The sequence below is a fragment of the Clostridia bacterium genome, assembly GCA_017620395.1.
Classification (GTDB): Bacteria; Bacillota; Clostridia; order Oscillospirales; family RGIG8002; genus RGIG8002.
In genome coordinates, this window is the sequence record JAFZQJ010000014.1 from 1 (window position 1) to 19,523 (window position 19,523).

At 60.0% G+C, this 19,523-nt stretch carries 15 protein-coding genes; 12 read left to right on the plus strand and 3 right to left on the minus strand.

Going from position 1 to position 19,523, the window contains the following annotated elements:
• Positions 1-168: 168 nt before the first annotated feature.
• Both J5441_02500 and J5441_02505 read right to left on the minus strand, forming a co-directional pair.
• Positions 169-393: an acyl carrier protein gene (locus J5441_02500; GenBank protein MBO4934024.1), complete on the minus strand. Its 225-nt coding sequence runs from the start codon at positions 391-393 to the stop codon at positions 169-171.
• A gap of 16 nt (positions 394-409) precedes the next feature.
• Positions 410-2,158 (minus strand): AMP-binding protein, encoded by a 1,749-nt coding sequence (locus tag J5441_02505; GenBank protein ID MBO4934025.1) that lies wholly within the window; start codon positions 2,156-2,158, stop codon positions 410-412.
• A 336-nt stretch (positions 2,159-2,494) separates the two neighbouring features.
• Between J5441_02505 and rny the strand changes: the two genes are divergently transcribed.
• Complete coding sequence (rny, locus tag J5441_02510) at positions 2,495-4,048, plus strand: ribonuclease Y (protein MBO4934026.1); 1,554 nt, start codon at positions 2,495-2,497, stop codon at positions 4,046-4,048.
• A gap of 30 nt (positions 4,049-4,078) precedes the next feature.
• Positions 4,079-4,687: a zinc ribbon domain-containing protein gene (locus J5441_02515; GenBank protein ID MBO4934027.1), complete on the plus strand. Its 609-nt coding sequence runs from the start codon at positions 4,079-4,081 to the stop codon at positions 4,685-4,687.
• A gap of 58 nt (positions 4,688-4,745) precedes the next feature.
• On the opposite strand, the gene mtaB is transcribed toward J5441_02515, so the two are convergent.
• Positions 4,746-5,981 (minus strand): tRNA (N(6)-L-threonylcarbamoyladenosine(37)-C(2))-methylthiotransferase MtaB, encoded by a 1,236-nt coding sequence (mtaB, locus tag J5441_02520; protein ID MBO4934028.1) that lies wholly within the window; start codon positions 5,979-5,981, stop codon positions 4,746-4,748.
• A 133-nt stretch (positions 5,982-6,114) separates the two neighbouring features.
• Here mtaB and J5441_02525 point away from each other — a divergent pair, with 133 nt between their 5' ends.
• From J5441_02525 to J5441_02570, 10 genes are all read left to right on the plus strand, one after another.
• A complete protein-coding gene (locus J5441_02525; GenBank protein MBO4934029.1) occupies positions 6,115-6,342 on the plus strand; it encodes an HPr family phosphocarrier protein in 228 nt (75 codons plus the stop codon).
• 58 nt (positions 6,343-6,400) lie between these two features.
• On the plus strand, positions 6,401-7,540 hold the full coding sequence (locus tag J5441_02530) for a D-alanyl-D-alanine carboxypeptidase (protein MBO4934030.1): 1,140 nt from the start codon (positions 6,401-6,403) through the stop codon (positions 7,538-7,540).
• 21 nt (positions 7,541-7,561) lie between these two features.
• Positions 7,562-8,881, plus strand: a complete 1,320-nt coding sequence (locus J5441_02535) for a glucose-6-phosphate isomerase (protein ID MBO4934031.1) — start codon at positions 7,562-7,564, stop codon at positions 8,879-8,881.
• 72 nt (positions 8,882-8,953) lie between these two features.
• Positions 8,954-9,364, plus strand: a complete 411-nt coding sequence (locus tag J5441_02540) for a hypothetical protein (protein MBO4934032.1) — start codon at positions 8,954-8,956, stop codon at positions 9,362-9,364.
• A 153-nt stretch (positions 9,365-9,517) separates the two neighbouring features.
• Positions 9,518-11,389 carry a DUF1015 family protein gene (locus J5441_02545; GenBank protein MBO4934033.1) on the plus strand — a complete coding sequence of 624 codons (1,872 nt, stop codon included), beginning with the start codon at positions 9,518-9,520 and terminating at the stop codon, positions 11,387-11,389.
• A gap of 143 nt (positions 11,390-11,532) precedes the next feature.
• On the plus strand, positions 11,533-12,000 hold the full coding sequence (greA, locus tag J5441_02550) for a transcription elongation factor GreA (protein MBO4934034.1): 468 nt from the start codon (positions 11,533-11,535) through the stop codon (positions 11,998-12,000).
• Between the two features lie 107 nt (positions 12,001-12,107).
• Positions 12,108-14,057: a lysine--tRNA ligase gene (lysS, locus tag J5441_02555; GenBank protein ID MBO4934035.1), complete on the plus strand. Its 1,950-nt coding sequence runs from the start codon at positions 12,108-12,110 to the stop codon at positions 14,055-14,057.
• 35 nt (positions 14,058-14,092) lie between these two features.
• Positions 14,093-14,935, plus strand: a complete 843-nt coding sequence (locus J5441_02560; GenBank protein MBO4934036.1) for a homocysteine S-methyltransferase family protein — start codon at positions 14,093-14,095, stop codon at positions 14,933-14,935.
• A gap of 44 nt (positions 14,936-14,979) precedes the next feature.
• Positions 14,980-16,158 (plus strand): GGDEF domain-containing protein, encoded by a 1,179-nt coding sequence (locus tag J5441_02565; GenBank protein ID MBO4934037.1) that lies wholly within the window; start codon positions 14,980-14,982, stop codon positions 16,156-16,158.
• Between the two features lie 101 nt (positions 16,159-16,259).
• Complete coding sequence (locus tag J5441_02570; GenBank protein ID MBO4934038.1) at positions 16,260-19,523, plus strand: hypothetical protein; 3,264 nt, start codon at positions 16,260-16,262, stop codon at positions 19,521-19,523.

Here is a 19,523-nt window from a genome sequence, read left to right on the forward strand (position 1 = left end):
AGTTTTGAACGAGATGTTTATCGTTCAGGCAAAACAACAAAACAGCGGTCATACTTGATGTATGACCGCTGTTTTTTGTGAAGCATGGGCGGGAAACAGCCGTTCAAAACCCGACTTATCCCTAATTTGCGCGCCCTTTGGCCGGTCTTTCCGTTTGATTCTCGCTTTTTACTTATCCAGCAGGTCCAGGATGTCCTGGATCGTGCGGACGTCCTCGAGCGCTTCGTCCGGGATGGAGACGGAGAACTCCTCCTCGACGGAGTTGGCGAGCTGCGCGAACTCCAGCGAGTTGAAATGCAGGTCGTCGCGAAGGTCGCTGGCGGGCATTATCTTGTCCTTTTCGATACCTATCTCGTCGATAAGTATCTGCTTGATCTTTTCAAAATTATCCATGGTTACACCTCTGTTCTTACTTTTTATATCTCTTTATCTTGCGGGTAGTGGTCTTCTCGAACTCTTCCCGACGGATAACCCATTTGGTGATGCGCTTGTAGCCGACAAGCGTCTTGTTGACCTTCTCGACGTCCGCGGCGACGAGTTTCTCGACCGCGAAGGCGTTGTCCGGATCGCAGAGGTTCAGGCGCTTGATGCTTTCGTAGTCCGGCACGATCGTGGCGACGATGGCGACGTCCTTCGTTACGGGGTTCTCCTCGCCCTCGACGATGCATTCGAGGATCGAAAGCTCCCTCGTCAGCACGGTCTCCATCTCCTCGGGGGAGATCTTTTTGCCGTTTTTCAGCACGATGACGTTCTTCTCTCTGCCGGTGACGAAGAGCCAGCCCTCCTTGTCGAGGTAGCCCAGGTCGCCGCTGTGGAACCAGCCGTTCTTCATAACGGCGGCGGTCGCTTCAGGATCCTTGTAGTAGCCGAGCATGACGTTGTCGCCCTTGATGCAGATCTCGCCGACTCCGTTTTCGTCGGGGTTGTCGATCTTGATCCTGACTCCCGTGAGCGCGGGGCCGGAGGAGCCGGGGCGGTAAACGTCGCGGTATTCGGAGGTGTTGACGGGCGAGGTCTCGGTCAGTCCGTAGCCGGTGCCGATCGTTACGCCCATGTTGCGGAAGGTCGTCTGCGCGATCGGGAGCAGCGGAGCCGCGCCGCACATAAGGAAGCGCAGTTTGCCGCCGAAAGCCTCGTGCACCTGCTTGAACAGGCGCTTCTCGAGATTCACGCCGACGGCGCCGAGCGCCTTCGTCGCGAGGATGCCCGCGTCGAGCGCCATGGTTCCGCCGCGCTTCTGCTTTATCTTCAGCATTATCTGCGTATAGAAGGTCTCAACGATCAGCGGCACGGCGAAGAACATCGTCGGTTTGACCTCCTGCAGGTCCTTCAGCAGATAGCGGATGCCGCGCGAGAAATAGTTGCAGCAGCCCGCGTAGACCGGCTGCACGAAGCTAAGGCTGCACTGCAGGATGTGGTGCAGCGGCAGGAAGGTAAGGAAGGTGTCGTCCGGCTGCAGGTCGTTTCTCTGGTCCATAGCCCAGATGTCGAAGCATATATTCTTATTCGAGAGCATAACGCCCTTCGCCATTCCGGAGGTCCCGGAGGTGAAAAGCAGCACCGCGAAGGCGTTGCGGTCGATCTTGGCGTCCACGAACTCGCGGTTGCCGGCGAGGATGCCGGTCGCGCCGCGCTGTATAAGCTTCGGCAGGCAGGGGTCGGTCTCCGATTCCTGCATGCAGATATAGGTCACGTCGCCGCGGATCTTGCGCAGTTCCTCCATCTTCGCCTTGACGTCGTTGGAATAGACGACGGCGCTGATGTCGCCCTTCTCGAGCAGCGTCGTGAGCTCTTCTATCGAAAGCTCCCTGTCGAGGTTGCAGACGACGCCGGTGCCGCAGACTACCGCCATCCACGAAAGGCACCATTCGTAGCTGTTCTCGCCGATGACGGCAACGTGCTTGCCCTTCAGACCCAGCTCGATGAACGCCGTTCCGAGCGCGTCGATCTGCGCCTTGAAGTCGCGGAAGGTGATATATCTGAACTTCCCTTCGCCGATACGGATGCCGAAGGCGTTGTTGCCGCCGAATTTGTCGGCGCTGTTCTCGACTATCGCCTTTATGCTTTCCGGCGGCTCGAGGCATTCGGTGTAGAAGCGGTTTTCCTTTATCTCTTTCCTGCGCGCGGCGGGAGCGTAAAACTTATCCTGACCGTACATTTCTTCATCTCCTAAATTGCGGATATGTGCAGGAGCACGTTAGCGCGCTCTCCCTCTTTTATCTCATATTGCAAGCATTATACCAAAGTCGGCCGGAAAAGTAAATACCTTTTTGCATTTTGTGGAGTATTGCACAAAAAACTCACACACGCAGACAAATTATCTTGACAAACCCGTGCTATATGGAGTATGATAGGTGTGTATGTTATGAATATTTTTATATATAATCGGGAAAAAGCGTATTTTCACGTCCGCTCCCGTGATAAAAACTTTCATAAAATCCAAACATTACTGAGCCGGTTTTAATACGGCAACAACAAAAAAGGAGGAACCACAATGCAGTGGCTATACGCTGCGATAGGCTTTGTCGCCGGCGGCGTCATCCTCGGCGTCATCGCGTGGCGGCTGGGCTTCAACTACCGCAAAAAGAGCGCCGAACAGCAGATCGGATACGCCGAAGACGAAGCCAAGCGCATCATCAACGAGGCTTTGAAGACCGCGGAGAGCAAAAAGAAGGAAGCGGTAATCGAGGCTAAGGAAGAGATCATCAGGAACAGAAACGAAGCCGACAGAGAGCTCCGCGAAAGAAGAAGCGAAGTTCAGCGGCAGGAAAAGCGCATCGTCCAGAAGGAAGAGTCCCTTGACAAGAAGATAGAGCAGTTCGAGCGCAAGGAGGAATCCCTCAACGCCAAGCTCGCCAATCTCGACGCCAAGAACGCCGAGGTCGAGCAGGTCAAGAAGGCTCAGCTCGAAATGCTCGAGCGCATCAGCGGCTATTCCACCGATAAGGCGAAGGAATACCTGCTCCAGACTCTCGAAGACAAGCTCGTTCACGAGAAGGCCGTCCGCATCAGCGCGTACGAGGAGAACCTGCGCGACGAGCAGGAATCCCTCGCCCGCGAGGTGCTTTCCGTGGCGGTGCAGAAGATGGCGTCCGACTACGTCGCCGAGACCGCCGTCTCCGTCGTGCCGCTTCCCAACGACGACATGAAGGGCCGCATCATCGGCCGCGAGGGCCGCAACATCCGCGCCATCGAAACGCTGACCGGCGTCGACATCATCATCGACGACACGCCCGAGGCGATAACCATTTCCTGCTTCGAGCCGGTGCGCAGAGAAATCGCGCGCCAGTCGCTCGAGAAGCTCATCTCCGACGGCCGCATCCATCCCGCCCGCATCGAAGAGACGGTCGAGAAGGCGCGCCGCGACGTTGAAGCCACCATCAAGCAGGAGGGCGAGAAGACCGTTATGGACCTCGGCCTCCACGGCATACATCCCGAGATCGTCAAGCTCATCGGCCGTCTGCGCTACCGCACCAGCTACGGCCAGAACGTGCTGAAGCACTCCATCGAGGTCGCCAACATCTCCGCCGCGCTCGCCGCGGAAATGGGCAGCGACGTCATGCTCGCCAAGCGCGCCGGCCTGCTGCATGACATCGGCAAGGCGCTCGACCACGAGTTCGAGGGCTCCCACATCCAGCTCGGCGTCGACTTCGCCAAGAAGCACCGCGAGAGCGACGAGGTCGTCCACGCCATCGCCGCCCACCACGGCGACGTTGAGGCGAAGACCGTCACGGCGTTCATCGTTCAGGCCGCGGACGCCATTTCCGCCGCCAGACCGGGCGCGCGCCGCGAGAACCTCGAGAACTACATAAAGCGTCTTGAACGCCTCGAGGAGCTCACCTCCTCCTTCAAGGGCGTCGAAAAGACCTTCGCCATCCAGGCCGGACGCGAAGTGCGCGTTATGGTACGCCCCGAGGATATCAGCGACGATCAGATGACGCTTCTCGCCCGCGAGATAGCCGCCAAGATCGAGGAAGAGCTGGAGTATCCCGGTCAGATCAAGGTCAACGTCGTGCGCGAAAGCCGCGCCGTCGACTATGCAAAATAATACCCCTCCGGAAAGAGAAGGAGAAGCCGCGTGATAATGCGAGAATGCCCCTTCTGCGGGAACGAGCTTCCCGACAGGAGCCGTGTGTGTATATACTGCGGCGGCACGCTCGGTAACGCCGACGACGCCGGCGCGGCCGCGAGAAAACACCGCCAGATCGTTCTTACGCTGGCGGCGGTTGGCGTATTCGTCGTGCTCGTGACGGTCTTCTCGCTGCTTGCCACCGTCACTTCCGACGGCGGCGACGACGGCGGCAACTTCGTCCCCGGCGGCTACGTTTTCTCGAGTCACACGACAAGCGCGAGCCGGACCGACGAAAGCGGCGACGAAAGCAGCGTCCGAAGCGAGAGCAGCAGGGAAAGCGCCGGCTCGTCCTCTTCGCGCAGAAGAAGGAGCTCGAGCAGCGCCGGAAACGGCGCGGGAAACGACGGAAGCGAAACGGAGACAAGCTCCGCGGACGTTCCGGACAGCAGCTACAGCTCCGAGCCGGATATCCCGTCCTCCTCCGAGGCGCAGCAGGACAGCTCCTCCTCCGCCGAGACCCCGCCGGAAAGCTCCTCCGAGACGCCTCCCGAACCCCCGACGCCGCCCGAATCTTCCGAAAGCGACAGCGGCTTCCAGCCCCCGCCGGACGATTAAACTCAAAAACGAAGCCGCGATGCAGACGCATCGCGGCTTTCTTCATTTATTATTCATTTCACGCCTCCGGCGCGACGTCGAAGACCTCGCCGCAGCGGTAGGCGCCCTTGCGTTTCACGGGGATATACTCGCGCGAGAAGCCCTCGAAAACACCGCCCTTTTCCGTCTCGAAAAGCACGCTCAAGGGGCGCTTTTCCGCTTCCGCTATGACTTCGGCGCGGATGGCGTTCACGAGCGCGATGAGCTTTTCGCTCCGCAGGCGCTTGATCTCCTGCGGCACCTGATCGGGCATCGACGCGGCGCGGGTGCCCTTGCGGCGCGAATACGGGAAGACGTGCAGATCGAGCGGACGCAGCCGCCCGACGAATTCGCAGGTCGCCGCGAATTCCTCCTCCGTCTCGCCGGGGAAGCCGACGATCACGTCGCCGGTGAACTGCACGTTCGGGATCGCGGCGCGTAGCTTTTCCGCCGCCGAGGCGAGAAACTCCGTCGTGTACCGCCTGCCCATACGGGCGAGCGTCGCGTCGCATCCGCTCTGCAGCGAAAGGTGGAAGTGCGGACAGAGGAAGTCCATCTTCCCCGCCGCTTCTATGAATTCGTCGGTCAGCAGGTTAGGGTCTATCGACGAAACGCGCACGCGCTTCGCCTTCCCCTGCTCCCCTATCTTTTTCAGCAGCCCGAGGAAGCTGCCGCCGAAGTCCCTGCCGTAGGCGGACATATTTATTCCGGTCAGCACCAGCTCGTTGTAGCCGCCGTCGGTCAGCGTGGCGATCTCGTCGAGCACCGCATCCTCCGGCTTTGAGCGCACGCGTCCGCGCGCGTAGGGTATTACGCAGTAGGCGCAGAAGTTGTCGCAGCCGTCCTCGATCTTCAGGAAGGCGCGGGAGTGCGCAGGGAACGCTTCTATAAACGAAGAAACGCCGCCGTTGTTCTCGCCGACGAGGACGCTTCTGCCGCCCTTTTTCAAATGCCCGTCGAGCAGGCGGACTATGTCGCGCTGTTCGGTTATCCCGATTATCATATCGGCCTCGGGGAAGGCCGCGGCCGCGTCCTCGCGCGTCTGCGCCATGCAGCCGGTCAGCACTATGACGGCGTCGGGGTTTTCGCGCCGCGCGCGGCGCAGCGCCTTGCCGCTCTTGCCGTCCGCGATCGCGGTGACGGTGCAGGAGTTGATTATGCAAAGCTCCGGCGACTCGCTTACGGCAACGTGTCCCGCCGCGGTGAGCAGCCGGGACATATACGCGCTGTCGTACTGATTCGCCTTGCAGCCGAGAGTGACGATCTTGTACCTCATAAATATCACCGCAAATGATTATACATCTTTTGCGGATATTTTTCAACTGCATCTTGAACGCGGGGACAAAATGCGGTATAATTTTATCATCAGGAGGGCGGAATCACCCGCCCGCGCAAAGGAGGCGCCTACCGTGACAAGAATCAAGATCGCGCTGACGACAATCAACGACGTGAAAGCCTTCGTCGACGCCGTGAGCCGCTGCGACTTCGCAGTCGACCTTTCCGGCGGACGCTACACCGTGGACGGCAAGTCCATCATGGGCATATTCAGCCTCGACCTTTCCCAGCCGCTCGACCTGCTCGCCTACACCGACGATCCGGCGTTCGCGGAAAGCATGGCTCCGTTCGCGGTCGAATAGTGTTAGCGGGGCCGCCGCCGGCATATATATTCTCTGAAACCGAAAGGAGAGGATATATATGTTGAAAAAACTGACGGCGGTATTTCTCTCGCTGCTGCTCGCGAACGCGGGAGTCCCGTTCGCGCAGGCGCGGGATTACCCCGACCTCGCGCTCGACTGCCGCGCCGCGCTGCTGATGGAATACGAGAGCGGCGAGGTGCTTTACGCCCGCGCGGAGCACGAACGGATGCCGATGGCGAGCGTCACGAAGATAATGAGCGTGCTGCTCGCGGCCGAGGCGCTCGAGGCGGGCGAGATCTCGCTCGACGATACCGTTACCGTGAGTACGCACGCGTCCTCGATGGGCGGCAGCCAGATATACCTGCGCGAAAACGAGCAGATGCCGCTGCGCGATATTCTCAAAAGCGTCGTCGTCGCTTCCGCGAATGACGCCTGCGTTGCGCTCGGCGAGCACGTCGCAGGCAGCGAGGACGAGTTCGTCGCGCGTATGAACCGCCGCGCCGCGGAGCTCGGAATGACGGACACGAACTTCGTCAACTGCACGGGGCTCGACGCGGAGGGGCATTACAGCAGCGCCTACGATATCGCGCTGATGAGCCGCGAGCTGCTCGGACACGAGCTTATCTTCGACTATTCGACCATATGGACCGACTCAGTGCGCGGCGGCGAATTCGGGCTGACGAACACAAACAAGCTGATACGCTTTTACCAAGGCGCGAACGGGCTGAAGACCGGCTCCACAGACGGCGCGAAATACTGCGTTTCCGCCGCCGCGAAGCGCGACGGGATGCAGCTGATCGCCGTCGTGCTCGGCAGCTCCTCCGGCACGGCGCGTTTCGACGCCGCGAAGGCGATGCTGAACTACGGCTTCGCGAACTACCGCCTGCTCCCGCTGGAGAAGCCCGAAATACCTCCCGTCGCCGTCAGAGGCGGCGTGAAGGAGCAGGTCGCCGCGGACGCCGTTATTCCGAAAAGCCTGCTCGTCGAAAAGTCCTTTTCAAAACGGCCGGAATGCACGGCAGAGCTCCCCGAATATCTCGAGGCGCCCGTCGAGGCGGGCGACGAGATCGGCGCGCTGATCTGGACCGCGGGCGGCGAGACCGTCTATTCCTCCGGCATATACGCGGCCGAAACGGTCGAGGAACGCGGCTACGGCTTCTGCCTGCTGGAGCTGCTGAAAAAGTTTATAATGCTCTGATATAATTCTCAAAAGCAAAGGATGGTAAAAATGATCAAGACCGACCTTACCTTCATCGGCGATGAAGCGAAAAGACTCATCGAAAGGCTCCGTCCGGAGGGCGACGACGCCGTCGCCACGCTCGAACGCGGCATCGGCAGGGGCAACGGTTTCCTCGGCTGGCAGGAGCTCCCCTTCAACTACGACAGAAACGAGGTACGCCGCATAAAGGCCGCCGCCGAACGCATCAGAGAGCACGCGGAGGTCTTCGTCGTCATCGGCATCGGCGGCTCCTACCTCGGAGCGCGCGCCGTCATCGAGGCGATTAAGGGAACCTACCACAACGAGCTCTGCGAAGGGCCGAAGATCTACTTCGCCGGCAACTCCGTCAGCGCGGACGCGCTCAACGAGCTGCTCGACATATGCCGCGACAAGGATTTCTGCATCAACGTCATCTCCAAATCCGGCACCACGACTGAACCCGGCGTTGCGTTCCGCGCCTTCTTCCGCCTGCTGACGGAGAAGTACGGGACCGCCGCCGACAGGCGCATCTTCGTCACCACCGACAGATCGCGCGGCGCACTGAAGGAGCTGACTAACCGCAAGGGCTGGGAAAGCTTCGTCGTTCCGGACGACGTCGGCGGCAGATTCTCCGTGCTCTCCGCAGTCGGACTGCTCCCGATCGCCGTCGCCGGCTGCGATATCGACGAGCTGCTCCGCGGCGCCGCCGACTCCGCCAACGCGCAGCGTGGCGTCGGCACGCAGGCCGAGGAGTACGCGCTCGCGCGTTACGCGATGCTCAACCTCGGCAAGAGCATTGAGATAATGGTAAGCTACGAGCCGCGGCTGACGATGTTCGCCGAATGGTTCAAGCAGCTTTACGGCGAGAGCGAGGGCAAGGAAGGCAGAGGTCTCTTCCCCGCCGCCTGCGCCTTCTCCACCGACCTGCATTCGATGGGACAGTATATCCAGGACGGCCAGCGCATCATGTTCGAGACCGTCCTGTCGATAGAGAACTCCGCGACCGACTACGACCTCGGCGCGAGCAACGACGGCATCGCCTTCCTCAACGGGAAGAAGGTCTCCTTCGTCAACCGCATGGCGCAGCAGGGCACGATACTCGCCCACTGCGACGGCGGCGTCCCGAACGTAGTCATCCGCGTCGAGAAGCTCGACGAATACAACGTCGGCGCGCTGGTATACTTCTTCGAGAAGGCGTGCGGCATTTCCGCCTACATGCTCGGCGTCAACCCCTTCGACCAGCCCGGCGTGGAAAGCTATAAGAAGAATATGTTCGCGCTGCTCGGCAAGCCCGGTTTCGAGGAGCTTCGTGAAGATTTGAACAAAAGATTGAGAAATTAGGGTGAAACCCCTTGAAAAGCTCCCGATGATAATGTATAATATAATCATCAAGCAACAAAGGAGTGATCCGTTATGATAAGATTGATAGTCGGCAAAAAAGGAAGCGGCAAGACCAAGCGCCTGATCGAGGAGATCAACGCCGCCGAACGCGAGGAGCACGGCCACATCGTATGCATCGAGAAGTCCGCGAAGCTCACCTACGATCTGAAGCCCAACGTCAAGCTGATCGACAGCGACGACTACGGCATCAACGGCTACGACCAGCTTTACGCTTTCATCGCCGGCACCAACGCCGCCAACTACGACACGACCAAGATTTTCGTCGACAACTGCATGAAGATAGGCGGCAAGGACTTCGCCGAGCTCGCCGCGTTCATCGAGCGCCTCGGCGCGCTTTCCGAAGACACCCTCACGCAGTACACGCTGACGATCTCCGCCGACCGCGCCGACATTCCCGCGGAGCTGGAGAGATTCATCGTCTGACGCGGAGCTTCGGCGCCGCCGCAAAACAATATCGTTCAAAACCGTCCGCCGCCGCGGACGGTTTTCTTTTTTCTATTGCCAAACCGTTATTATTCTGTTATAATAGTCCCGTATTTGATATTAACTGCCGCTTGCGGCGGAACGGAGAAGGATATGAGCATCAACCCCTTCAAAAAAGCCGACTTCCTCATCCCGAAGGACGCGGACCTGCAAAAATGGGCGGTCATCGCCTGCGATCAGTACACCTCCGAGCCGGAATACTGGAAAAACGCGCGCGAAGCGCGCGGCGACGCGCCCTCCGCGCTCAACCTCATCCTGCCCGAAGCCGAGCTCGCCGGCGCCGACGTCGCCGAAAAGGCGGGCGAAATACGCCGCCGCTTCAGCGAATACCTCGGCGGCGACCTCATGGCCGAATACCCCGACTGCTACATCTACGTCGAGCGCGGGCTTAAAAACGGAAAGACCCGCTGCGGCATACTCGGCGCGGTAGACCTCGAGCAGTACGAGCCCTCCCGCTACGCGGAAACGCTCGTTCGCGCCTCCGAGGAAACCGTCTTCGAGCGCGTACCACCGCGCGTGACGGTCAGGGAGAAATCCCCCGGCGAGGTCAGTCACCTCGTGATCTTCGCCGACGACGCTGAAAAGCAGCTCATCGAGCCGCTCGCCGCGAAGAAGGCGGAATTCGAGAAGCTCTACGACTTCGACCTGCCGGAGCACGGCGGACACATCGCCGGCTGGAAGGTCTCCGCCGAAGAAGCCGAGCGCATCGACGGCGTTCTCGCCTCGATGGCGGAGAAGAAATACGTCTCCGACAAATACGGCACCGACCCCGACGCCGCGCCGCTGCTGCTCGTCGTCGCCGACGGCAACCATTCCCTCGTCGCCGCGAAGGAGGCGTACGAAAAGCTCAAGGGCAAGCTGACCGACGCCGAGGCCGCGGAGCATCCCGCGCGCTACGCGATGGCGGAGCTGATAAACATACGTTCCGACGCGTTCGAGTTCGAGCCGATATACCGCGTCGTCAAGGGGGTCGACGTCGAGAAGTTCCTCGGCGCGCTCCGCGAAGAGACCTCCGCCGAAGGCGAAGGCCAGAAGGTGCGCTTCTTCCACGCCGGCGGCGAAGGCGAAGCCGTCTTCACCGAGCCCTCCTGCGCCGTCACGGCGGGCACGCTGCAGCGCTTTATCGACAACTATATCGACGACTACGGCGAGGGCAAGTGCGACTACATCCACGGCGAGGAGGAGCTGAAGGCGCTCTGCAAGGAGAACGGGACCGTCGGCTTCATCTTCGACGGCATCTCCAAGGAGGGACTCTTCCGCGACATAATCTCCGGAGGCATCCTGCCGCGCAAGGCGTTCTCGATCGGCGCCGCCGACGACAAGCGCTACTACCTCGAAGCGCGCCGCACGAGCGTTCCTGTCAAGCTCATCACCTCGCACGACGCGGTCGTCGAGGCCGCCGTCGCCTATGACGAAGACCTCTTCTGCAAGTTCAACCTCTTCCACATCAACGTCCGCGGCAAGCGTTCGACCCGCAACCTGATGTACTCCATCGGGCTCGTGATCGCCGGTATCGTCATCGGCGCGCTGCAGGTCGACAGACTGCTGAAATCCGAAACGGGCTTCCAGTTCACCCCGTCGCTGATACTCGCCGCCGGCATGATCGTGCTCGGCGCGTTCTGGGCGCCGCTGATGAACCGCATGATGAAAAAGCAGCTGCTCCTGCACTGGAACACACAGACGCAGCTTCACTCCCTGGTCAACATCATCCGCCTCTCGCCCGAAGGCGCATACGTCTTCAGCGACAACGGCACTGACACGACCGAGACCTATCTGGGTTTCGACCAGATAAGCAAGGTGTATGAGACCGACGATGCGTTCTATATCTACTTCACCTACAACAACGCGGTGCTGCTGAACAAGGCGGATATCGAAAAGGGCTCCGTCGAAGCGGCGCGCGAGCTCTTCATCGAGCGCCTCGGCGGCAAATTCTCGGATAAGTATTTCAAGGGAAAGAACAAGTAACTGACCGATTGAAGATACGGGGCGTTTTTCGCCCCGTATTTTTAATTTTCCGCGGGTTTTTCTATTGACATCCACATAATATTTCTGTATAATATACAGAATGGTATCCGAAACAGGATACCGATATGAAAGAGGATGATACAATGTCAGCGATTCGCACCAAAGAAGGACTCAAAAAGGCTCAGGAAGAGCTCGAGTACCTCATTACCGAAAAACGCAAGGAAGTTACCGAAAAGATCAAGGTCGCCCGCTCCTTCGGAGACCTCTCCGAAAACAGCGAATACGACGAGGCGAAAAACGAGCAGGCCATGGTCGAAGCCAAGATCAAGGAGCTCGAAGCCGCCATCGCCACCGCCGAGATCTTCGAGGAAGAAAATATCAGCGACGACGTCATCACCATCGGCTCCATCGTCAAGGTCACCGACTGCGAGCTGAAGGAAACCGAAGAATATACCATCGTCGGCTCGGCGGAAGCGGATCCCATGGACAACAAGATCTCCGACAGGTCCCCGCTCGGCGCGGCTCTTATGGGGCACAAGGCGGGCGACACCGTCAAGGTCGAGGCGCCCGCGGGCCTGCTGAAGTACAAGATCAAGAGCATCAGCAAGTAAGCGGGCTCTCCGCAACGTCTTCAGCGGCATTCGCAACGACTACCGCATCCGGGCCGCAGGTATTCCCTGCGGCTTGACTTTTTTCACAAGCGAAAGGAAACCCTGTTATGAACGAAAACGAATTTGACCGTTCCGAAATAAACGTCAGCGAGCAGGTCGCCATACGCAGGGCGAAGCTCGCGGAGCTGCAGGCGGCCGGCAAGGACCCCTTCCTCATCACGAGGTTCGACGTCACCCACCACAGCAGCGAGATACGCGACGGCTTCGACGCCCTCGAGGGCAAGACCGTCTCGATCGCCGGCAGAATGATGAGCCGCCGCATAATGGGCAAGGCGTCCTTCTGCCACGTGCAGGACCTCAAGGGGCTGATACAGGTCTACGTCGCCCGCGACTCGATCGGCGAAGAGGCCTACGCCGACTTCAAAAAGGACGACGTCGGCGACATAGTCGGCGTTACCGGCTTCGTCTTCCGCACGAAGACGGGCGAGATAAGCGTACACGCCGAGAGCTTCACGCTGCTGAGCAAGAGTCTGCAGGTGCTGCCCGAGAAGTACCACGGGCTGACGAACACCGACCTGCGCTACCGCCAGCGCTACGTTGACCTCGTGATGAATCAGGACGTGCGCGAGACATTCGTCAAGCGTTCGCGCATCATAAGCGAGATACGCCGCTACCTCGACGCGCAGGGCTTCATCGAGGTAGAAACGCCGATACTCGTCTCCAACGCCGGAGGCGCCGCCGCGAGGCCGTTTGAAACGCACTACAACGCGCTCGACCTCGACGTCAAGCTGCGCATTTCGCTCGAGCTTTACTTAAAGCGCCTCATCGTCGGCGGACTCGAACGCGTCTACGAAATCGGACGCGTCTTCCGCAACGAGGGGCTCGACACGAGGCACAACCCCGAATTCACCCTTATGGAGCTTTATCAGGCCTACACCGACTACCACGGCATGATGGACCTGACCGAGAATATGTTCCGCCACCTCGCCCGCGAGGTCTGCGGAAGCGAAAAGTTCACCTTCGGCGAGCACGAGATCGACTTCTCGCAGCCCTTCGCGCGCATAACGATGCTCGAAGCCGTCAAGAAGTACGCCGGCGTCGACTTCTCCGGGCTCAGCGACGAAGAGGCGAAGAAGATCGCCGACGAGCGTGACGTGCACTACGAGCCGCATCACAAGAGGGGCGACATCCTCAACATCTTCTTCGACGAGTTCGTCGAGGAGCATCTGATACAGCCCGTCTTCGTCATGGACCACCCGATCGAGATATCGCCGCTGACGAAGCGCAAGCCCGGCGCGCCCGACTACGTCGAACGCTTCGAGCTCTACGTCAACGGCTGGGAGATGTGCAACGCCTACTCCGAGCTGAACGACCCGATCGACCAGCGCGAGCGCTTCAGGGCGCAGGACTCCCTCGCCGCCGCCGGCGACGCCGAGGCGAACCACACCGACGAGGACTTCCTCAACGCGCTTGAGCTCGGTATGCCCCCCACCGGCGGCATCGGCTACGGCATCGACCGTCTCACCATGCTGCTGACGGACAGCCCCTCCATCCGTGACGTCCTCTTCTTCCCGACGATGAAGCCGCTCGACCAGCAGAACAGGAGCGAAACCGCCGGCTCCGAAGCGAACGAAGCCGCTCCCGCGATCGAGGGAGCGCCGATCATTTCCGCCGAGAAGCCCGACTTCTCCAACGTCGTGATCGAGCCGCTGTTTGAGGATTTCGTCGACTTTGAGACCTTCTCGAAGAGCGATTTCCGCGCCGTGAAGGTGCTGGAATGCGAGGCGGTGCCGAAGAGCAAGAAGCTGCTGAAGTTCACCCTCGACGACGGCACCGGCGCTCCGCGCACGATACTCAGCGGCATACACGCCTTCTACGAGCCGGAGCAGCTTATCGGCAAGACCTGCATCGCGATAGTCAACCTGCCGCCCCGCCCGATGATGGGCATCGAGAGCTGCGGCATGCTCATCAGCGCTGTCCACAAGGAGGGCGAGGAGGAGAAGCTGCATCTGCTCCAGGTCGACCCACACATCCCCGCCGGCGCGAAGCTGTATTGACTCCGCGCTCCCGACATATCCAAAAGGTGATACTTATGAAAAAGGATATCGTGCTCCTTGACGGAGCGGTAGGAACAAGTCTCTGGGAAAAGGCCGACAAATACGGCTTCCCGAAAAAACCCGTATGGACTTATAATATAGAGCATCCGGAGATAGTCAAAGAGCTGGCCGCGGAATACCTCGACGCCGGCTCGCAGATCATTCTCGCCAACACCTTCGGCGCGAACGGTCCCGCCGTCAAGCGTTCGTCCGCTTACACGACGCCGGAGATCGTCAAGGCGGGAGTGCGCCTCGCGCGCGAAGCCGTCGGCGGCAAAGCCGAGGTCTCGCTCTCCGTCGGGCCGCTTTCCGCGCTGCTCGAGCCGTACGGCGAGCTTTCCGAAACCGAGTGCCGCGAGATATACGAGGAGCATATCGGCTCCGGCATGGAGGAAAAGCCGGACAGCATCATGATACAGACCTTTATGGATCTGGAAATGATGCGCATCGCTACGACCGTCGCGAAGCAGTATAACGTACCCGTCTACTGCACGATGACCTTCGAGAAGGTCGGCCGCACGATAATGGGCAACACCGTTCAGCAGGTCATCGACGTCCTGACGCCCCTCGGCATTGACGCAATCGGTATGAACTGCTCGCTCGGGCCCGACCTCGCGCTGCCGGTCATACGCGAATTCGCGGAGAAGACCGACCTGCCGCTCGTCTTCAAGCCCAACGCGGGCAAGCCGATCTCCGCTTCCGACGGGAGCTCCGCCGCCGAGTACGACGCGGCGACCTTCGTGCGCGAGGTCGAGCCCGCGCTCGAATACGTCAGCTACGTCGGCGGCTGCTGCGGCAGCAACCCGTCCTATATCCGCGCCCTGCGCGAGATCCTGTAAAGCGAAAACCCCCGTCCCGTCCAACGCGAAAGGAGCTGATAAACGTGCCTCAACAGTATTTCCTTTACTATACCGTTTCCAACGTGATATGCGCGATAATCTTCGGCATCATGCTGGCGCACGATCTTGCCAGCATCGACCGTCAGGAAAAGCAGATCAAGTTCGACAGAGCGCTTATAGCGTTCATGCTCTACTTCGTCTCCGACTCGGTCTGGGCGGGAGTCGACTCCGGAATTATTCCGAAGACGCACTTCTCGGTCTTCGTGACCAACTTCGCCAACTGCCTTATCATGGCGGCGATGACTTACCTGTGGCTGCGCTTCGTCATGGCGGTCGAGGAGGTCGTCGACAGAGACAGACGCGGAACCATATTCGGCATTATGCTCCCCCTGATCCTGTCCACCGCCGCGCTTATCGCGACCTATATCGCCGCGCCTCAGGTGCTGATAGACGAGAACCTCGAAACCATGCCCGCGTTCGATATCTTCCTCGTCGCGGTGCCGTTCATCTACATAGTCGTGGTCATAGTCTTCTCGGTACGGAAGATAAAGATCGAGGATAACCCGATCGAAATGAAAAAGCACGTATCCGTCGGTTTCTTCCCGCTGATAGTCATCGCGGGCAGCGCCGTGCAACTGCTGGCGCTGACGACCACCCCGATATTCTGCTTCGCCTGCGCGATACTCATGCTGGTATTCTACATCCAGCAGATGGACGAGCGCATCTCCACCGACCCGCTGACGCAGCTCAACAACCGCGGGCAGCTGCTCCGCTACGTTTCGCAGCCGAACCTCCGCAAGGAGGGGCGCAGGACCTACGTCATGATGCTCGATATAAACGACTTCAAGGGCATCAACGACACCTACGGTCACGCCGAAGGCGACCGCGCGCTGAGGATAATTTCCGACGCGCTCCGCAACGCCACGCAGCGCTATAACTTCCCACTTTTCCTCGGGCGCTACGGCGGCGACGAATTCATACTCATCATGCACCCCGGCTCAGAGAAGGACATCGAGAACCTCCCCGCCGAGATACGCGCTCAGATCGAGCTCGGCTCCGCCGTGCAGAATATTCCGTACAACATCAGCGTCGGGATCGGCTTCGACGAGCTGCGCGCCGGCGGCGACACCTTCCAGCAGTGCCAGCAGCGCGCCGACCACAAGCTCTATCTCGATAAGGAATACACAAAGCTCGAGAGCGGCTCTCTTGCAAGACAGAGATAACCCCGCGCGCCGGACGCCGTAACGCATTCTTCAACGGCAACGGCGAATTGTAATATTATCCCGTTTTCCGAGTCTCTTAAAGGAACGGAGGAACTCGAGATATGATTTTCAGAAACGGAATCAATACGAATATAAGAGCGCGCGGGCGCACGGCGCTGTTTTTCATTTTGATAACCGCGCTGACGTTTTCGCTCGTACTGTCGCTCGGCGTGCTTTCATACAGCGGGAAGATAATAGACCGCTGCAACGACGCGTACCGCTCCGTAGGATTGCTCGAATACATGGGCGGAGACTACCCCGACGAAAACGCTGCCGATCCTTTCGCAAGGGCGGCCGCCGAAAACGTCGGGGCGTTTTTCGGCAAGCTGCCGGAGGGCGTCGAGGACTGGACGGAAACGCGCTCGGACATAGTCTTCGCGGACGGCTTCACGAACAAGAGCACGTCGTCGAAATACGCCGATTACGGAGTCGTCGTGCTCAGCGGCATCGGCAATCCGGTCTATCGCGAGGTATATAACTTCATACCCATTGCGGACGTGCCGCGCGAGCTCTTCGGCTACGAGGGCGAATTCGAGGTCGTTCAGGATCGCGACTATATCAGCAGAGCTTATATACTGACGGAAAACGGCGAAGAATACCCACTTGACGAAAACAATTGTCAATATGACGAGAATTTCAATCTCGTCGGCGTCATCATTCCGCGCGAGGACAAAAGCGCGATCTCATACTACTCCGCGCGCGTCAGCGAGGTGCTTTACGCCGCCGACTTCAAGGAGAACAGACTCGTCAACCTCATCCCCGGCGAGCTCGATTTCATCCCCGAGAAGGGCAAAAGCTATATCGCGCACGGCGTCTTCCTGCCGAAAAACTCGGTTGAGCCGTATAACGGCATCGCGAGCTTCGAGGTCGTTTCGATTAAGGGATACGACGGCTCGCCGTTCGCGCTCCGCGACGGCACGGAACCGGCGATCTTCGCGCAGACCGCGGAGCTCTATAACACACTCAACAACTGTCTTGTGCTCGACAGCGCCGACGACGTGAACGACCTTTACGAGTTCCATCAGGGGCTCGTCTACGCGGAGCGCGGCGAGATCCCCTCGCCCGAAGACAGGGACTCGTGTATAATCACACCGAATATCGCTTACGCCCTCGACCTTTCGCCCGGCGGCGAGATACACGTCACGCTGCTGACCTCTGCGGAGGATTCGCGCTATGATCTCGACGTCGCGCCGGTACAAAAGACGCTGCGCGTGGCGGGGATAACCAACTGGTCGGACGATTTCTCCGGCAGGATATGGGCGGTCGGCGACGGCTTCGGCTCGCCGCTTTTCGGCTACCGTCTCGGCACGCTGCGGCTCGACAACGCCTCCGCGCAGGAGACGGCGGAACGCATCTCCGCTTCCCTGCCCTCCGGCGTGCGCCTGACGGTCTACGATCAGGGCTACTCCGACGCGGTCAGGCCGCTCGAATCGATTATAGCGACCGCCGCCGACGTAGCCGTCGTATGCTCCGTAGGCGCGGTAACGGTGTTGCTTTTCTTCGCCTTTCTCTTCGTCGGAAGACAGGACGGAAACGTGAAGATAATGGTCTCGCTCGGGACGCCGCGCCGCTCCGTGGCCGCGTGGCTGCTCTCCGGCGCGCTGCTGATAACCGCGTCCGCTTCCCTGCTCGGCGCGGCCGCGGGACACTTCACGCTGCCGGTCATATACTCCGCCGTGACGCGAACGGCGTTATCCGGCGCGGATTCTCCCCTGCTTTACAGCGAAACCGCGATAGGCGTAAGGAAAACCGTCGAACTTTCCGCGCCGCGCTCCGTTCTCCCGACGCTCGCGGCATGGGCGGGTATGATGCTGCTCTCGCTTGCGTTCTGTCTGATATTCATGCGGCGCGCCTACCGCGCGGGAACATTCGACCGCGGCAGCAGCCGCGTGCGCGTTCCGAGCGGCCGCACTTCAGCCGCCGGACGCGGAAGCATCCGCTTCGCGGCGCTCTCGATTAAACGCGGCGGTATGCGTTCGCTTATCGTTCCCGCGGTCGCCGCGGTGCTGACCGTCACGGTCGTTTTCCTCTCCGGCATGTATCAGGGCTGGCGAAACGAGCTCGACGCCGCCTATAACGGTATGACGATCACCGGAAACGCCGTAAGCACGAACGGCCGCTGGTACTCCGGACTCATCATTTCTCCCGAAAACGTCCGCTCTCTGCTCGCGCTCGACAACGTCGACGGCGTTTACGTTTCAAAACCGTTCCGCTACTGGATACCCTCCGAGGAGCCGCCGTTTTCCCACACCTCCTTCGGCATAGAGCAGCGCGAGGACTGGATCGCGACGCAGCCGGATATAACCGCGGTGAACGCCCTCGCGGGTGCGAAGGATTTCTACTACTCCGAGCCGGTCGTCGAATGGCTCGACGGCTGGGACGAAAGCTTCCTCGCCGACGATAAGTACGAGCCGTTCCTGTCGCATTACCGAAGCGGGCCGAAGAAGGCAGTCGCCGAAACGGGCGAGGTCGTCTATGAATTCGACGACTACACCATCCCCGCAGTCGTCGGCGACGGCTTCGCGAAGGCGCACGGGCTCAAAGCCGGCGACGATTTCAGCGTGACCTTCCTCGAGGACGCCTTCGGATACCGCTCCGAGCTCGGCCAGTCGCTGAAGGTCGTCGGTATATACAAGCAGACGGGCAGGGCGCAGATATACGTTCCGCTCGCGTGGGCGCTGCCGCCGGACGCGCTTTTCGGCGAATACGACCCTGAGGAGCATCCCGGGCCGAGCTACAGCTACTACAACTACTACACGCCGCCCGCGAACTACGATCCGCTGGACTACTATTACTACTCGCAGATAACCCTCTCGACCTGCCGCTTCACCTTCACCTCCGCGAGCGGACTCGACGAGGTCAGAAAAACGCTTTATGACGCCGGCTTCAGCCGCGTCGGCAAGCTCGGGCGGATACGCCTGACGCTCGTGCTCAACGACGCCGGCTTCGTCCGGCTGACCGAGACGCTCGGCAGATACGTTACGACCGGCACGGTCATGATGGCGGTCATCGCGGCGCTTGTCGCCGTGTGCGGATTCGTCATTTCGTGGCTGCTGATAAACGGCAGGAAGCAGGAGTTCGCGCTGATGCGCGGCTTCGGCGCGAACGGAAAACGCATATTCTCATCCTTCTTCTTCGAGCAGGCGCTGCTCTGCGGCGCGGGCACGCTTATCGGAGCCGCCGCGATCCCCGTTTTCAACGCGGGAGGTTGGCTCCCGCCGGCAGCCGCGGCGGCGTTCGCCGTATGCTATCTCGCCGGCTGCGCCGTTTCGGTGCGTATGATCGGCAAAACGAAGCTTATGGGGCTTCTGTCTTCAAAGGAGTAG

What these genes read in the sequence shown, in the direction of transcription:
- J5441_02505 (MBO4934025.1), bottom strand. Translation starts at nt 2,158, where the DNA reads ATGTACGGTCAGGATAAGTTTTACGCTCCCGCCGCGCGCAGGAAAGAG.
- J5441_02570 (MBO4934038.1), top strand. Translation starts at nt 16,260, where the DNA reads ATGATTTTCAGAAACGGAATCAATACGAATATAAGAGCGCGCGGGCGC.
- lysS (MBO4934035.1), top strand. Translation starts at nt 12,108, where the DNA reads ATGAACGAAAACGAATTTGACCGTTCCGAAATAAACGTCAGCGAGCAG.
- J5441_02535 (MBO4934031.1), top strand. Translation starts at nt 7,562, where the DNA reads ATGGTAAAAATGATCAAGACCGACCTTACCTTCATCGGCGATGAAGCG.
- J5441_02500 (MBO4934024.1), bottom strand. Translation starts at nt 393, where the DNA reads ATGGATAATTTTGAAAAGATCAAGCAGATACTTATCGACGAGATAGGT.
- J5441_02530 (MBO4934030.1), top strand. Translation starts at nt 6,401, where the DNA reads ATGTTGAAAAAACTGACGGCGGTATTTCTCTCGCTGCTGCTCGCGAAC.
- J5441_02560 (MBO4934036.1), top strand. Translation starts at nt 14,093, where the DNA reads ATGAAAAAGGATATCGTGCTCCTTGACGGAGCGGTAGGAACAAGTCTC.
- J5441_02545 (MBO4934033.1), top strand. Translation starts at nt 9,518, where the DNA reads ATGAGCATCAACCCCTTCAAAAAAGCCGACTTCCTCATCCCGAAGGAC.
- J5441_02540 (MBO4934032.1), top strand. Translation starts at nt 8,954, where the DNA reads ATGATAAGATTGATAGTCGGCAAAAAAGGAAGCGGCAAGACCAAGCGC.
- mtaB (MBO4934028.1), bottom strand. Translation starts at nt 5,981, where the DNA reads ATGAGGTACAAGATCGTCACTCTCGGCTGCAAGGCGAATCAGTACGAC.
- greA (MBO4934034.1), top strand. Translation starts at nt 11,533, where the DNA reads ATGTCAGCGATTCGCACCAAAGAAGGACTCAAAAAGGCTCAGGAAGAG.
- rny (MBO4934026.1), top strand. Translation starts at nt 2,495, where the DNA reads ATGCAGTGGCTATACGCTGCGATAGGCTTTGTCGCCGGCGGCGTCATC.